The organism is Streptomyces sp. NPDC033229, assembly GCF_055576875.1.
Genome location: NZ_JBVIQR010000051.1, coordinates 1 through 14,909 on the forward strand (window position 1 = coordinate 1; position 14,909 = coordinate 14,909).

Sequence of the window (14,909 nt, forward strand, 5' to 3'; positions counted from 1 at the left end):
ATGTGAACGACGCTGCACCCCCGAGGTGACGGGTTGGCGGGGAGCTGGCGGGGCCACCCCCGACTTCACATCCGTCCGAGTGGTTAAAAGACAAGCTCAGGACTCGCGTCTGCGGCGCCGCACAACACGTCGTGAAGCGCGAACTAGGAAGCGACAGGCCCTGGGACTGACCGGAGTTCCCCACCTCTCCCGAGCGGAATGGCTGCTGCTTACCATCCGCGTGCTGGGCGCGGCTGGGGTCAGCATCCTGGGCCTGCTGTCCTCCTTCACTTCCCTGGCCAACCGCGCCCGGGGCTGGGGCTGGCCCTGGCTGCTGCCGGTCGGCATCGACATGGCCATCCCGTCGTTCACCATCCTGGGCCTGCTGCTGATCCGCACCAACATGAGGCTCAAGTGGGTGCTCTGGGTCCCACGCGCCCTGACCGGCGCCACCGTGTACCTGAACTGGCAGGCTGCCCACACCCTCCCCGGGCAGGTCACGCCTGCCTCACCCTCCTGTGGGTGGTCTTCAGCGAAATCGGCGGCCATGTGTACGCCACCCGCATCGGCGCGGTGACGGGCAGCCGGGTGGACGCCATCCGCCGCTCCCGCTGGATCCTCGCCCCCGTCTCCACCGTGATCATCCGCCGTTTCATGATCCTTTGGGAAGAGACGTCCTATGAGAAGGCACTCGAGCGCTGGCGCGAGATGATCCTCGCCCGCGCCGAGATGCGCGAGAAGTGGGACCGGTGGTGGCGCTGGGAAGCTCCCCTGCGCGAGCGCACGCTGCTTAAGATGGGCGAGCTGACGCCCGGCACCGTCGTCTCGACGATCACTGCCACGAGCGCACGACCCGTCGGCAAGAGCGCCGACACTGCATCCGAGGGCGAAGCGCTCACCGCCGGGCAGACCGAGCCCGACCCGCTCACGACCGACGCTCACGCTCACGCCACCGGCGCTCACGACCACGAGCGCGACCACCCCGCCGACGCTCACGCTCACGAGGGGAACGAGCGCCCGAACCCTGGCGCTCAAGCGCACCCCGAGGGCGCTCACGAAGACGAGCGCACCGCAGAAGTTGACGCTCACCCCGGCGCTCACGACGCCGAAGAAGATGAGCGCCCCTCGGCCGATGAGCGCGCTCACCCGCTCGACCGTGGAACGGGGCGCAAGGAACAGGAGGCGCTCACCCAGCGTTGGCACACCCGGGTGCGTGAGCTCTTCACCGAGCTTGAGCGCCGCCCGGAATGGAAGGACATCCGCGAAGCGCTCACCAAAGCCGGGCTCTCGGACAAGCCGGTCTCGCGGCCTACAGCGCAGCGACTGCGCACGGACGTCGAGACGGCTGACCCGGCGCTCGCCGAGCGCTACCCGGCGCGGCGCTCACGCTTCCGCGCCCACCGGATCCTGACCGCAGACCGCGCTCGCGCTCACAGCTGTCCGCGCCGCGCTCACCGCGTCAGGGACACGAGCGCTGGCGGCCGAGCGGCGATCACGAACACGGCGACGGTGGCTTTGTTCGCCGATTCCGGTTCTGGCTCAGCTTCCGTGCAGCGGCCACTCTCCGTCACGCGAGGAGAACTCGTTTGCGGAGGAGTCGAAATCCTGCGCGGCCGAACATTTGGCGCTTGAGCATCTTGATCCGGTTGACATGTCCTTCGACCACGCCTGAGTTCCAGGGCAGGGTGAAGCCGGCGATGACGGCGTCGCGGTCTTGGTCGATGCCTGCGGCGAGGGTGTGGAGGCTGGGTAGGTCGTCCTGCCGGACGGCGTCGAGCCAGCCCGGCAGGCGCTCGCCCTGCCGCTCGGTGAGCATGGTCGCGAAGGACCGGACATGGCGGGTCAGAACGTCGAGTTCGGGGCAGCGTGCCCGGACGGCCTTGAGCTGGAGTTGCTCGCCCTCGGAGAGGGTGTCAGGGTGCCGGAGGATCCATCCGGCGACCGTTCGGGGCGAGGGCGGCCTGGCGGTCACCGGTCGTGGAGAGGTGCGCTTTTCACGCAGGTAGGCGCGAACACGCTGGTAGCTGCCCTTGTAGCCGAGCGGCACGATCTCTTCCCAGAGCTGCCACGCGTTGGTGCAGCCCTCGTTCCAGCGGTCGTCCAGGTAGGGCTTGTAGTCGTCGAGGACGGAGGGCTGGTTCTGCCATTGGCCGTTAAACAGTTCCTCCGGCGTCGTCACGTCGGCGAGTTGCTTGACGGCCCGCCAGGTCATCCCGAGTTGCAGCTGGATCGAGCGCAGGCTGTGCCCCGCCTTCCGCAGGTCGTGCACCGCGGCGTGACGGGACCGGGTCCGGTCGGCGAACCGGTGCCCGCGTGGCCAGGGCGAAGTCGACGGATCCACGGTCGGAACGGTCGCCGGCTCGAGTTCAGGAGTCACGGGTGTCAGGACGTGCAGGCAGCGGCGGTGCTGGGCGACGCTTCGCTCGGCGGCCTCGCTCAGGTTGTGCCAGAGGTGCCACCGGTCCGCGACCTGGACAGCTTGGGGAGCGCCGGCGGCGGCGCCTTCGGCGAAGAACGGTGCTCGGTCGCGGCAGATGACCTCGATGCCAGACCTCTGGGCGAGCCAGGCGGCCAGGCTGGATGCCTCCCGGTCCGGAAGGAGATCGACCGGTCGGCGGGTTTCGACGTCCACCAGGACAGTGCCGTAGTGGCGGCCCTTTCGAGTTGCGTACTCATCGACGCCGACCACCCGCGGCGCCGGTACTTCCGGCTCGGGAAGCGCGTTGACCAGGCGCAAGACTGTACTCCGGCTCACCGAGACCCCGAGGGCACTGTTCCCACCCGAGGTGCTCCCCGCACATCAACTGTCCCCGAATGGCCAGGCGCGGGCACAGGCCGCCGTCTCCCTCGCAGTCGAGCAGCGGTGATGCCCCCCGCCGGGTGACCGCCTCCAACTGCTCCTGGCGCTCCGCCCAGGACAGCGGCACCGGTGTCGGCGTGCCCGGGTCCTCCCAGCGTCCGGCGTCCTGCTGGGCAGGCAGGCGCGGCACCCGTGAGGGCGGTACATCAGGAAGTGCCCGCAGCCGAGCGGAGATCACTCCGCCTACCGTCGTACGGATCGGCTGCGGCAGCGGCCGCGTGATCACCTCCCGAAGTTGCTCGCGCGTCCACCCCTGCGCCAGCCGCCGCGCCACTTCCTCGCCTTGGTCCCGAAGCGTGCTCCCCATCAGCAGCAGTTCCGGGCGCTCTGCCGCAATCGCAAGCAGCAGCTCCACCCCCCTTGTCATCACCACCGGCGCGGACGGCGCAGCGTCAGCCGCTGCCCTGGCCATCCTCGTGCCCGGTGCGGACTCCTGATCGTGATCGACGTCGCCCCCGTCCGTCCGTCCGTTGCGCTTTCGGGTGCGCCTACCTCTACAGAAACGGATGGACGGACGGGAGTGGGCGCTGAGCGGGAGGACTGAGCGGGAGGACGCGTTCTTGCAGGTCAGGTCGCGAATGCGGGTCAGATTTCTGACCCGCGCTTTCCGCAGCGCGAGCGGCCTTCCGTGCGGCTTCCCGTGCGGCTTCCTTGCGGGCCTCCTCCTGCGCGGTCTTCTCGGCAGGCGCCTTGATGGCGTCGAGTGCGGCAAACGCGTTGCGGGGCCCCAGGTACCCCGGGAATGGCCGGTCATTGATGCGCAGGCGCAGGGCAGCCCCTGAGGCGAGAGCGCGGGAACTGGTCTTGACTCGCTTGCCCTCCGGAGTGGTCACCAGTCCCACCGCCGTGAGGTCGGCCAGCAGCCCACGGACGCGCGAGAGACTCGACGGCTTCACCGCTTCCCCCGGTTCCACCGGTTTAGCAGGGAGGAGGTAGCAGAGCTGGCGAAGGGTAAGTTTCCGAACGGGCCCGTACTTCTCGATCACGAGTGCCCGCAAGATCCAGTACAGCCGGATCGCGGAGTCCTTGAGCTGGGGGCACAGTGGCACCCAGTCGAGCAGGTTCGAGCTGTGGAACCCTCCGTTGTCCGGCGGGAGCAGCTCCATACGCTGGCTGTCGTCGCTGGCGTCGTCGTAGTCGCCGATCACGTGCAGTGCCTTCCTCGGCCCGCCGCGTGAGGTGGAGAGACGGGAATACCGCCGCTACACTCGCGAACAGACCTGTCTTGGTCGCCCCGCCGGCCGTGAGGTGGCACTCACGGTGAGTTACCCACGGCGGGGCTTTTTTCGTGTTCTGGATCAGTGGTGAGGCAAGAGCGTAACCCTGTCAGGGTGTTCCGGTCACCGTCTGTGTACCGAAGCGAAGAGCAGTAGCCCGGTGTTGTGAGGAGTGGACGACGCGGGCGTCCAGCAGGGAGTTCCTCCCGAACCGCTCACTGCTTCCCCTTGCGGGTTGGTGCGCTCTTGTCGCGCACGGGGATGCCGGCTTCGCCCAGCCACCGGTACAGCACGCCGGGGCCGACGCCCGCCAGTTGGCGGATGCGGCTCCGGCCAGCACCGAGGCGGGCCGCATTCACCGCCGCAGGCTTGATCTCCGTCGTCAGGATCTCCTCAGCCTGCCTCAGCAGTATCGCCCGACGCTCGCCTGCGTCTTTGACGGCGCGTAGGGCGGCCGCCTGCTGCTCTTCTGGAATCTCGGTCACGCGGCACAGCATATCGAAAGCACCGTCCGTATTGCTATCGCACTGCCGGTGCTTTCTATGTCATGGTGGTGCAGCCCCGGAAACGAGGCGGCCCCGGCAGGTGGTGGAACACCGTACCGGGGCCTAGACCACCTACCTGACACAACCAGGGAGGCGATCCGTCATGGATCGTACCGGCACGCCTATCGGCGTGATCAGTCAGTACCAGCCGCGAACCTGTGACGAATGCCAGGGAGCACGCGGCGAGACCGAGTCGGAGAACGACGGCACCGTCATCCGGCAGACGTGGCGCTCCTGCACCGCGTGCAACGGGACGGGGGTGCGCTGATGGTGACGCAGCCCCCGCACATGGCGCCAGGCATTGCGTGGCGGCCCGCGAACACTTCGGCCGCACCCGCCCACCTCGCCAGCCGCTGACCCGTTTCCGGGGCCCCTGTCGCATCGCAGAAGTGCACCCCCTCGGGGGCAGGCCACTGCGGCGTGCAGCCCCGGCTGGATCTCTCTTGAGCCGGGTCTTCGGACCCGGCTCCCCCACCCGGAACCGCCTCCCTTGGGCGGCGCCGGATGAGGGAGCCGGACACGGCCTCCGTCAACACCTTCCGCCCCGGACGGGCAACGCGTAATGGCGTCCTGAAAGGCAGGCGCTGATCTTTCCCAACTCCACAGAGGACGTACCGCAGCCTGCACACGGGAAGAGCGGCCGTCGGAAGCACAGGCAACTGCGACAAGCCGCAGGCCCTGCCGCGTGACTAGCTACGCACCTTCTCCCATGCCGCCCCTGCCGGGCGGACAAGTGATCCGTACGCGCGGTGAGACAAGGGCAAAGATCGCGGGCCCCGTTGGACGCAGACCGGTTCGAGCCCGGTCCGGGGCACTCCGTCCGTCCCAACCCACGGAGGACAACCGATGCGTTTCGTCTACCTGCTGGGAATGACCAGCCCGCTCATCGGCCTCATCTGCCTCTGGATGACCCGCTGAACCTCCACCCGGTACAAGAAGGGAGCACGCCCGTGTCTGAACGGACGCCGCGCCAGATGGTGCTCGGCATCCTGGGGGCGGTCACCGTCGGGGTGGCCGCCTTGTCCATGGCCGTCAGCTATCAGATCCTCGACCCCCGGTTCGGCCTGTGGGCCGCGCCGACCGTGGGCGCCCTCGACGCCCTGTGGCTCGTGTTCCAGGCCACGGAGATCCAGGCCGGCAGCAACCGGGCCCGCGCCCGGCGCGTGCAGGTCGCCGGCCTGGCCCTGACAGCCATCAACGCCGCCATTCCCACCGCCGACCTGATCCTGACCGGGGCCGGCGACAGGTTCGACCTGGCCGTGGTGCTCACCCCGCTCGCCATCGTCGCGACCAAGGGAGCCTGGTGGATCGTCCTGCCGTCGCTAGGCCGGCGGGTGTCGGACAGGACCCGGCAGACGATCGCCACCCGGCGTCAGGAGGTGGCGGACCAACTCGAGGAGATGGAGGCCGAAGCCGTGCAGCGGATCGAGCTGCTGGCGCTCACCGCAGAGTTGAACGCGCGGGTGGCCCGTGCCGAGACGGACTACCGCCTGTCCGTGCTGGAGGCGCAGCAGACCATGACCGAGGACCTGTACGAACAGGCGGAGGCCACCGCGCAAACGGTCGCGGAGAAGGCGTTGCCTCCCTCGGTCGCGGCGATCCGCCTGCCGGAACTGGGGCAGTGGACCCCGGCGGCGCCTGCCCTGCCCGGCCTGGCGGGTGCGGCCGGGTCCGGCACGGTCGCCATCGACCGGCACGCCACAGACACGCAGGTCAACGAGCCGCCGAACGCAACCGGCACGCCGCCCGGCACACCGGCACACCCGGGGGCACGGGCCGTCACGATCGCGGAACTCGCGGCAGTTGCGCGCGTTCCGGTCCCGGTACCCGGTGAGCCACTGACCGGTGGTCAGGTGAATGTGGTGCTGCGGTACCTGCGCTATGCGGAGCACCCGCCGATGTCCTACCGCCAGGCCCGCGACGCCTTCCGCCGCGCTGGCTATGTCGGCAGCGAGGAGCGCATTCGCCATGCCTGGGGCGCGCTGCTGGCGAATGAGAAGAGCAGCGGCGAGGAGCCCGAGGGCGCGGACGTCGCCTGAACACACGTGTCCGGCACCACCAGTGAGGGCCAGCCCGACCCCGTACGGGCTGGCTCTTGCTGCGACTGCCGGAAGCACAGCACGCAGTCGACGGACGGTGCAGAGCCAGTGAGTGACCTGACGAGCGCACGGTACGTACGCAGACCCAGGAAGCAGACCCGGCGAGCACCACAGAGCACCACAGCACCACAGAGCACCACGAAAACCCGCAGAAACCGCGTGACCGGTCGGTTACGATCGCGGGCCCACGACATGAAGGAGGGGGCGTGGGGAAGAGACGACCGCCCGAAAATCGTGATCATGAGGACAGTTACGGGCAGATGGCGGGCGCGATCGGCGGTCTGGCCATCGTGTTCGGTGTCCTCGCCGCCATCAAGGACAAGCTTGGGCTGTCCTGGCTGGCCACCGTGCTGCTCACCGCCGGGGTGCTGGTCGCGCTCGGCTTCCTGGCCTGGAAGATCCGCACTGGCGTTCAGCGGCTGTGGGCGCGTCGCGCGCAGCCCGCCGCGGAGGTGACGACGCTGAACCAGCAGTCGGCCGCAGTCGCGGACGGTGCTGAGGCAGCCGTCCAGGCGCACCCGGAGCTGACGGCGGCGCTCACCACAGCCGGCGCCATCGGCAGGGACGAGGTGATCCGCGCCGACGAGGCCGTCATCACGCCGGTGCAGACCGGCGTGATGTATGACTTCCTGATGCCCAGGGGGCGTACGTACGCGCACGTCGAGAAGCGGTTGGGTGAAGTCGCCGGAACCTTCGGCGTCACCCGCATGCACACCAAATTGGAGCGGAGCCGTCAGAACGAGCGTCGGGTGCAACTGCTGGTGCTTGATGAGCCGCCGTTCAGCCGGCCTTTCCCGGCGCCGTCCCGGCAGGAGATCGCGGCATTCGGCGGGGTTCCTTTCGGGCACGACGTCGTCGGTGAGCTTGTCGGCGTGCCGACGTTCGACAAAGCCTCGCTGCTGGTCGGCGGCATGACTCAAATGGGAAAGACCACGTTGATCAACGGACTCATTACGTGTCTGCTGATCGCCTACGAAGATTTCGATCTGTACCTTCTCGACGGAAAACACTGTGGGCTGACCAGGTTCGAGAAAATCGCCACCCGTTACGAGGCGTCCGACAGCCCGGCCGTCATGGAAGACATGGCCGATGAGCTGAACGGCCGTGTCGGGAGGCGTTACGTAGAAATCCAGGACGCCATCCGGAACCGGAAACCCGCACCGAAATTCAAGCCGGTGTTTTTCATCGTCGATGAGGCGGCTGACTTCTTCGCAGATGACGGAACGTCCGCCGGAAAGGAACAGGCCCGGCGGGTAGCGGAAAAGGTGCGATCTCTGGTTGCGAAGGCGTTGGAGTCGGGTATTTCCGTGGTGATGCTGACGCAGCGTCCGGCGCAGAACGCAATCCCGGTTATGGTCCGGGATCAGTTCCTGTACCGGATGTGCCTGTACGTGGCGTCGGAAGGAACTGCGAAGGTCGCTTTGGGGGACACGTATTTCGAGACGGTTGCCCCGATCAACCCGGCACTTCTTGACTCCAATATCAAGGGGCAGGGCGTCCTGTTCGCGCACGGGACCTCCACTCTCATCCGGGGATTTGATTTCACGGATGAGTTTATCTGGGGAGTCGTCGACGAGGTGTACGGTCGGCGTGAGAAGGAATTCGGAAGCAAGCCGGAAAGCCCACTCAAGCAGGCTGTGAACCTGATGAGGGCCCGAGGGGTCGAGTTCATCCCGGGTGCTGGGCTGGCCCCGGCCCTCGGCATCACGGAAACCCGTCCCAGTGAGCGCGGAAAGCAGCTTTCAAAGCTGTTGGGAGTCTCGCCGGGCAAGGACGAGAAGGGCGTCGTCCGCGGCTACTGGCTGGCCGACCTGACCGCCGCTATGTCCGGTTCTTGACTCGTCCAGACACCCGCTGAGAGTCCGCCGGCCACCTGCTGAGGCCCGCCACAGGGCCCGCTGTCCGGCAGGTGACGCCGAGTCTCCAGCGGATGCTCAGCAGGTACCCAGCAGGTACCCAAGACGGTGCTGACCTGCGATAACACCAAAAACTGAACGAAAGGGGGGGGAGTCGTGAGATCTGCTGCCGTAGGAGGGGTGATCGGCCTCGGGGCCACCGCGGCCGTCATCGTGGCCGCGCTCGTCCAAGCCGCCGGTGACACGCCGGCGGGAAAGGCGCTGCGCTCCGGCCTGTCCGTGTCCGTTCCCGATGCCTACAAGCGCCTGATAACCGACGCGGGCGGAACGTGCCCGGAGGTGAGCCCGAATCTTCTTGCCGCGCTTCTCGAAACGGAATCCCAATTCAACCCGAAGGCAGCTTCGCCGGTTGGTGCGCAAGGGATAGCACAGTTCATGCCGTCCACCTGGGAATCCAGCGGAATCGACGGAAACCGTGACGGCAAACGCGATGTCTGGGACCCCGAGGACGCGATCCCGTCAGCAGCCAAATACCTGTGCAGCCTGGCGAAGGAAGTCAAAGACGTACCCGGCGACAAGCAAAGCAATATGCTCGCGGCGTACAACGCCGGAAGCGGAGCCGTCCTCAAATACGGCGGAATACCTCCGTACGAGGAAACACAGGGCTACGTGAAATCCATCGTGGCAATCGCTGGAAAGCCTGCACCGGGCGGAGAAATGACAACGGCGGAGCAAGGCGCCGAAGTCGTCAACGCGGCACAAGACATGATCGGCACCCCCTATTCGTGGGGCGGAGGCAGCGAAAGTGGCCCCACCGCAGGAACGTGCTGCTCACCCAACGGAAGCTCTGGCGCCGCCGTGAAGGGGTTCGATTGCTCGGGTCTCACGCTGTACGCCTACGCGCGGATCGGTATTTCCCTGCCCCGCACGGCGGCGGAGCAGTACGCCGCATCGGAGCCCGTCAAGCCCGACGAGGCAATGCCCGGGGATCTCGTTTTCTACGGAAGCGGCCCGAACAGCTTGCATCACGTGGGCATTTACGTCGGCGGCGGGTGGATCCTCGACGCGCCCCGGCCGGGCACTCAGGTCCGTTTCAGCCCTCTGAAATCGATGAGCGACTTTTTCGCCATCGCCCGCCCCATTTCCCACCACAACAAGGAGACATGACATGTCCAAGCTGCACATCCTCGCTAAGCCCGTCGACATGAGCAACGGTTTCAAGGACTTTTTTGACACCATCGGGCTCACGGGCGGCGGCCTGGTGACCAAAGGCATTGCGGCCGTGATCGCCGTAATCGCCGTCCGCATGCTGCTCCAGCTTTCCGCCGACCCCCAGGGCGCGCTGCGTAAGGGCTCGATGGCGATCGGCACGCTGTTCGTCGCGGTGGTGCTGGCGCTGTACGGCGACACCCTCTTCTCAACCGTCACCGACGCCAAGGGCTGAGGGTCATGCCGAAAGATCCTTGCGACCTGATCAAGGGAGAAGGCCGGAAGTACTGCCGAGGAGAGGGGGAGCCTCTCCCGAAGGCTCCCGGCCATCCCGGCGGCGGAGGCAGCGGCGGAGACGGCAACATCACCCACGGCGCCTCCAAACACGTCCAGGAACTGGCTAACTGGCTCATCAAAAAGATCGAGAAGCTGGTGGCGCCGGATCACGCCTGGGCGCCGGAGAAGAGCGACAGCGCACTGTTCGAACCGTTCCTGTGGCTCGGCCAGCACCTGGCCGTCGCCATTTTCGTGTGCGTGGTCGTCGTGTGTGGCCTGACTGCCTGGCAGGGCGCCCCCCGCATGCGGCAGATGGGGGCCTCTACCGGGTGGACGCTGGCGGCCGTCGCCGGCATGGCATCGGTGCCCGGAGTCGTGATGCTGCTGAACACGGCCGTGAGCCAAGCGTTCATGACCGCGTTCGACAGCGACACCTCGACCCTGTTCAACACCATCCGCGAAGACCTCAAGCACGGGGCGGATTCGGGGAACCCACTGGCGATCCTGCTGATCGTCTCCGCGCTCGTGGTGGCCCTCGGATTCGCGGTGCTCGTGTTCATGATGCGCCAGCTCGGCATCTTGGCGTTCGTGTGCATGGCCCCCCTGGTGCTGGCGTCGCTGGCACGCGGCGGCGACACGACGGCGGTCAAGCAGTGGGCGATGCGGTTGCTGGGGCTGATGTTCGCCCCCTTCGCGCTGCTGCTGGTGTCCCCCTTCGTGGAGCTGGCCAAGGGATCGCTCGTAGTGGACAGCGCCCTGCTGGTCGCCGCAGATGTGCTCATGCTGCGGATGATCTTCCACGGCGTGCCCTACTTCGGCCCCCGGGTGGCCCGCGCCACCCGCACCCTGGTGGAACGCAACACCGACAACCGGTTCGTCCGGGGAGTCGTGCGGGCCGGTGTACCGGATGTCTACGAGCGGGAGAACTCCGTGCGCATGCTGCGCACGGTGGACACTCCCGGCCGCGCGATGCACAAGGACAAGGGCGTGCTGTTCGCTGCCTACGGCCTCAAGACGCAGCAGCGTCCGGGACAGCTGACAACCGCCTCCGCCGTCGACCAGGTCAAGGAACGTTCGGCCCGCACGGCGCAGCTCACCCAGGCACGCCAACAGGCTCGGGCAGCCCAGGCAGCCAACCGGCCGCCGCAGGCGCCGAATCCGCGGCTGGCACCCAACCGGCAGCAGCCCCAGTCACCCGCTCCCCAGCCCCAGGCGCGAAATCCGCAGCCGGCGCCCAACCGGCAGCCCCAGGCGGCGCGGAACCCGTGGCAGGTACCCAAGCCCCAGGTGCCGAATCCGTGGCAGGTACCCAACCGGGCGCCGCAGGCGCCGAATCCGCGACCGGCACCCAACCGGCCCCCGTCCAACCCCTAGAACGACTCGCGTGCCTGGCCCCCGGCTTCCGTGTTCCCGCCCTTGGGCGGCCACAGCGATGCCGGGGCCAGCCGCGCTGCACGGCCTACTCCTTGGAGGCTTTTCCGTGTACTCCCTGACCCCCGGCTTCCGTGTTCCCGCCGTCCAGCGCGGCCTGAGCCCTGCCGAAACCCTGCTGACCAAGATCAACGCCGGAGTCGGGGGAACCGTCCTGCTGTCGGCGATGATCACCCCGCCGCCCGTCTGGAGCTTCGGCGCGGTGGGCGCGGCTGCGGCACTGCTCAACGCCTCACCGGGGCCCCGCTCGATCGCCCGCTGGGCGGCCGTCGGCTACCGGCACCTGCGGGAGAAGACGGCGCCCGACGCGGTGTTCGCCCGTCCGGGCGCTACCCGCACCTGGACTCTGTACCCGGAGCACGGCACCATGCAGGACCCGCAGCGACGGGCGGCGTTCCACGGCGCCGTAGCTCGCACCCTGTCGTTCGCCGGCGGCCAGGCCCGCACCGCCGGCATCCAGGTCCACGTCACCCACCACGCCACAGTCGGCGAGCACACCGACCACACCCAGACAGTGTCCGTGCACATCCCCAAGGGACTGATCGGTCAGCCCGCCCGCATCCTCGACACCCTGGAAAGCGAACTGGCCGCGCTGGGCGCCCTGACGCCACTGGCACCCGAACCGCTCCCGGCCGTGACCGACCGCGGCCCCGGCTGGGCAGCTCTGGAGGACGGCCGCTACGCCTCGACCGCGCGGATCACCGCCTGGCCCGAGGAGAGCGACGACGACCTCATGCCCCGGCTGCTGCTGGGACAGGACTCCGATCGCTCACTGGCGGTGCTGTACCGGCCGCTGCCAGCAGGGCAGTCCCGCCGGTCGGCGAAATGGCAGCGCGCCACGGCGCAGGCGTTCACCACCGACAAGGTCAAGCAGGACGCTCACGAGATCGCTTCCAGCACCACGCATGGCGCGCTCGTCCAGGGCGCGACCCTCGTGGACCTCGATGCCTACCTAACGGTGTGGGGCGACAGTCCCGAGACCGTCACGGACGCCCGCTGGCAGGCCTCGCTCACGGCCGACCGGCACCGCATCCACCTCGACTGGCTCCCGGGCCAGCAGCACCGCGCCCACCTGATGACCACCCCGCACGGAGCCTCCACACGGAAGGGAGCGATCCTGTGATCCGTCTGCCGTCCACCCACGCCGCGATCACGGCGCCGCTCGTCGCCTCCAGCGCCCGGTTCCCCGGCATCCCGATCGGGCGGTCCCTACTGGACGGCCGCCCTTTCCACCTCTCCCCCGTCCTCGCGGACGCCGCCGTCCTGCCCTCGACCAATAGCCTGGCCTTGGGCGGTCTGGGCTCCGGCAAGTCCGCCACCGCGAAGGTGCGGGCCCGCCGCGAGATCCTCGACCACGCCCATCAGTACGTCGTCATCGACTCCCTCGGGGAGGACACCAGCAGCGGAGAGTGGGCACAGCTCACCCACGATCTGAGCGGCCGGGTCATCAAGGCCAATGACTTCACCCTCAACCCGTGCAGCGACCTCTTCCCGCCCGAGGTCCGCGAGCAGCTCATCCGCTCGCTGATCGCCGCCGTCGAACCCGCCGCGCTCGGCCCCCAGTCCACCCACGCGCTGCAACACGCCCTGAACCACCCGAAGGCGACATCGCTGCACGGGTTGGTGGACGCGCTGGTTCGTCCCCAGGACGGCAGGTGGCCCGCGAGGAGGCTCGCCGAGTGGGGAGAGGGCCCTGCGATTGCGCTCTCCCGCTACACCGAAGGCAGTCTTCGCGGCCTGTTCGACGGCGAGGGCGCGAGTCTGCCGGAGACGGACCTGCCGATCCTCTCGTTCGACTTCTCCGGCCTCGACCGCAACAGCCCTTCCATCCCCTCACTGATGGCCGCAGTGACGTGCTGGGCAGAACACGTATGGCTGCGCCAGTCCACCGCCGTCCACCGGCACCTGGTGCTCGAAGAGGCGTGGCAAATCCTGCTTTCCCCCGCCACGAGCGCACTGATCCAGCGGCTGCTGAAATACAGCCGCCGGCTCGGGCTCTCCCTCGACGTCGTGATGCACACCCTGTCCGACCAGGGCGACGGCAAAGCGCAAGACCTGGCGCGCCTGTGCGAGATCGCCCACGTCGGACGCCTCGGCCCGGAAGAAGCGGCCATCGTCGGCGCAATCCTCGGCCTGCCCGCCTGGGCGGTGAACCGAATCCCGACGCTCGACCCCGGTCAAGCCGTCTGGAAAGTCGGCCCCGACTACATCGACATTGTCCAGACCGTCCTGAGCGAGGAAGAAGCCCGGCTCACCGACACCTCCTCGCGGCGCCGCAAAGCCCAGCAGGCCGTAGCCGCCGTGTACGACGAAGAAGCGGCTGACGAAACCCAACTTCTGGAACTCGCAACCGAACCGGAAACGGAGTTCGGCCCCGACCTTGACCACGTCGGCGACGGCGAAAGCCTCGCGGACGCGGAGGCACACATCGAGCAGGACGCCACCGACGGTGACTGGGGCTGGGAGATGCCCCCGAACGTCATCGACACGCGGCACCAGGACGTAATCCAGGCCGCGACGGAGGGCCGCTGCAATGAAGCTGCTCAAATGGCGGCCATCGGCGAGCGCGAGGACATCAACGCTCACGGAATTAACTCAAATCAGGCCATTTCATGGCTAGTTACCCAAGTCCGGGTAGCGGAACTGTGCGGCAACCCCGCCCAGGCCGCGCGGCTCCGGGCTACCGTCGCCCGTATGGGAAAGGACGTCGAATGGTGGCAGCAGCCCGCGACCGACATCGCGGAACCGACGTGGCACGGAGCACCCCAGCCGCCCCCGCCCACGCACCCGCCGGCCTCCGACGGTGGCAATGAATCCGCACGACCGCGCCGACGCACCTGGCCCTACGTCGCCACGATCGCGGTCCTGGCCATCGCGTCCGCAGGCGTGTGGCAGAAGGCAGAAGACGACCAGCAGCGCCAGGACCGCCAGGAGAAAGCCGCCGCTTACAAGGGCGTGTCCGTCGTAGAGCTACACATCGACGGAGTCAAGACGAAATCCTCGGCAGAGTGGAGTAAGGACGGCCGGTCTGTTGTCCTGTCTGCTTCGGCAAACTGGGAAGACAAGCCGAAAATCGTCCGTATCGATTCGGGAGATCAGACGGCGAAAGAGGAGACGCAGCCTCTCAAGCCGGGGCAGTTTCCTATGCCGATCCGGCTGGAAGTGAAGGTCCCGGTAAAGGATCATTATCAGCCCGTCCGGTTGAAGATCATGGTCGGCGGACCCCACTGGAAACCGGACGCCAGAGCCCCGCACCGCACGATCGAGTTCCACCCGGACCGGACAGCTATCGATATGGAAACCGGAAAGCGACTCAAGCAGTACTACTCACGTCTGCTCTGATTCCGATGGCGGACGAGGGCGGATATCCGCCCGGGATCTCGCCGGACTGACAAAGGAGAACGTCATGGGTACGAAGCACATCTTTGGGTTCTGCG

The 14,909-nt window shown here is 67.7% G+C and carries 12 protein-coding genes; 9 read left to right on the top strand and 3 right to left on the bottom strand.

Annotated elements, in window-relative coordinates:
• The first annotated feature begins 220 nt into the window (after positions 1-220).
• Together ACZ53N_RS31075 and ACZ53N_RS31080 are read left to right on the top strand one after the other, a co-directional pair.
• On the top strand, positions 221-556 hold the full coding sequence (locus ACZ53N_RS31075) for a DUF2637 domain-containing protein (protein WP_469144150.1): 336 nt from the start codon (positions 221-223) through the stop codon (positions 554-556).
• Complete coding sequence (locus tag ACZ53N_RS31080) at positions 502-1,611, top strand: hypothetical protein (protein WP_469144151.1); 1,110 nt, start codon at positions 502-504, stop codon at positions 1,609-1,611. The genes ACZ53N_RS31075 and ACZ53N_RS31080 overlap by 55 nt, the downstream gene beginning before the upstream one ends.
• On the opposite strand, the gene ACZ53N_RS31085 is transcribed toward ACZ53N_RS31080, so the two are convergent.
• The 3 genes from ACZ53N_RS31085 to ACZ53N_RS31095 all read right to left on the bottom strand — a co-directional run bounded on the left by ACZ53N_RS31085 (position 1,547) and on the right by ACZ53N_RS31095 (position 4,541).
• A complete protein-coding gene (locus ACZ53N_RS31085; protein ID WP_469144152.1) occupies positions 1,547-2,716 on the bottom strand; it encodes an ISL3 family transposase in 1,170 nt (389 codons plus the stop codon). The genes ACZ53N_RS31080 and ACZ53N_RS31085 overlap by 65 nt on opposite strands.
• Before the next feature lie 617 nt (positions 2,717-3,333).
• Positions 3,334-3,987, bottom strand: coding sequence for a hypothetical protein (locus tag ACZ53N_RS31090; protein WP_469144153.1), 654 nt, complete (start codon positions 3,985-3,987; stop codon positions 3,334-3,336).
• Positions 3,988-4,271: 284 nt separating this feature from the next.
• Positions 4,272-4,541, bottom strand: coding sequence for a hypothetical protein (locus ACZ53N_RS31095; protein WP_469144154.1), 270 nt, complete (start codon positions 4,539-4,541; stop codon positions 4,272-4,274).
• Positions 4,542-5,551: 1,010 nt separating this feature from the next.
• On the opposite strand from ACZ53N_RS31095, the gene ACZ53N_RS31100 reads away from it, so the two are divergent.
• The 7 genes from ACZ53N_RS31100 (at position 5,552) to ACZ53N_RS31130 (ending at position 14,814) form a co-directional block, all read left to right on the top strand.
• Positions 5,552-6,640, top strand: a complete 1,089-nt coding sequence (locus tag ACZ53N_RS31100; RefSeq protein ID WP_469144155.1) for a coiled-coil domain-containing protein — start codon at positions 5,552-5,554, stop codon at positions 6,638-6,640.
• Between the two features lie 266 nt (positions 6,641-6,906).
• Entirely contained in the window at positions 6,907-8,538 is a 1,632-nt protein-coding gene (locus ACZ53N_RS31105; protein WP_469144156.1) for an FtsK/SpoIIIE domain-containing protein, read from the top strand.
• A gap of 198 nt (positions 8,539-8,736) precedes the next feature.
• On the top strand, positions 8,737-9,723 hold the full coding sequence (locus ACZ53N_RS31110) for a C40 family peptidase (RefSeq protein ID WP_469144157.1): 987 nt from the start codon (positions 8,737-8,739) through the stop codon (positions 9,721-9,723).
• A gap of 1 nt (position 9,724) precedes the next feature.
• Complete coding sequence (locus ACZ53N_RS31115; protein WP_469144158.1) at positions 9,725-10,000, top strand: hypothetical protein; 276 nt, start codon at positions 9,725-9,727, stop codon at positions 9,998-10,000.
• A gap of 5 nt (positions 10,001-10,005) precedes the next feature.
• Positions 10,006-11,415, top strand: coding sequence for an energy-coupling factor transporter transmembrane component T family protein (locus tag ACZ53N_RS31120; RefSeq protein WP_469144159.1), 1,410 nt, complete (start codon positions 10,006-10,008; stop codon positions 11,413-11,415).
• A 106-nt stretch (positions 11,416-11,521) separates the two neighbouring features.
• On the top strand, positions 11,522-12,595 hold the full coding sequence (locus tag ACZ53N_RS31125; protein ID WP_469144160.1) for a hypothetical protein: 1,074 nt from the start codon (positions 11,522-11,524) through the stop codon (positions 12,593-12,595).
• Positions 12,592-14,814 (top strand): hypothetical protein, encoded by a 2,223-nt coding sequence (locus ACZ53N_RS31130; RefSeq protein WP_469144161.1) that lies wholly within the window; start codon positions 12,592-12,594, stop codon positions 14,812-14,814. Before ACZ53N_RS31125 ends, ACZ53N_RS31130 begins: the two co-directional genes overlap by 4 nt.
• Positions 14,815-14,909 lie beyond the last annotated feature (95 nt).

What these genes read in the sequence shown, in the direction of transcription:
- ACZ53N_RS31120 (WP_469144159.1), top strand. Translation starts at nt 10,006, where the DNA reads ATGCCGAAAGATCCTTGCGACCTGATCAAGGGAGAAGGCCGGAAGTAC.
- ACZ53N_RS31115 (WP_469144158.1), top strand. Translation starts at nt 9,725, where the DNA reads ATGTCCAAGCTGCACATCCTCGCTAAGCCCGTCGACATGAGCAACGGT.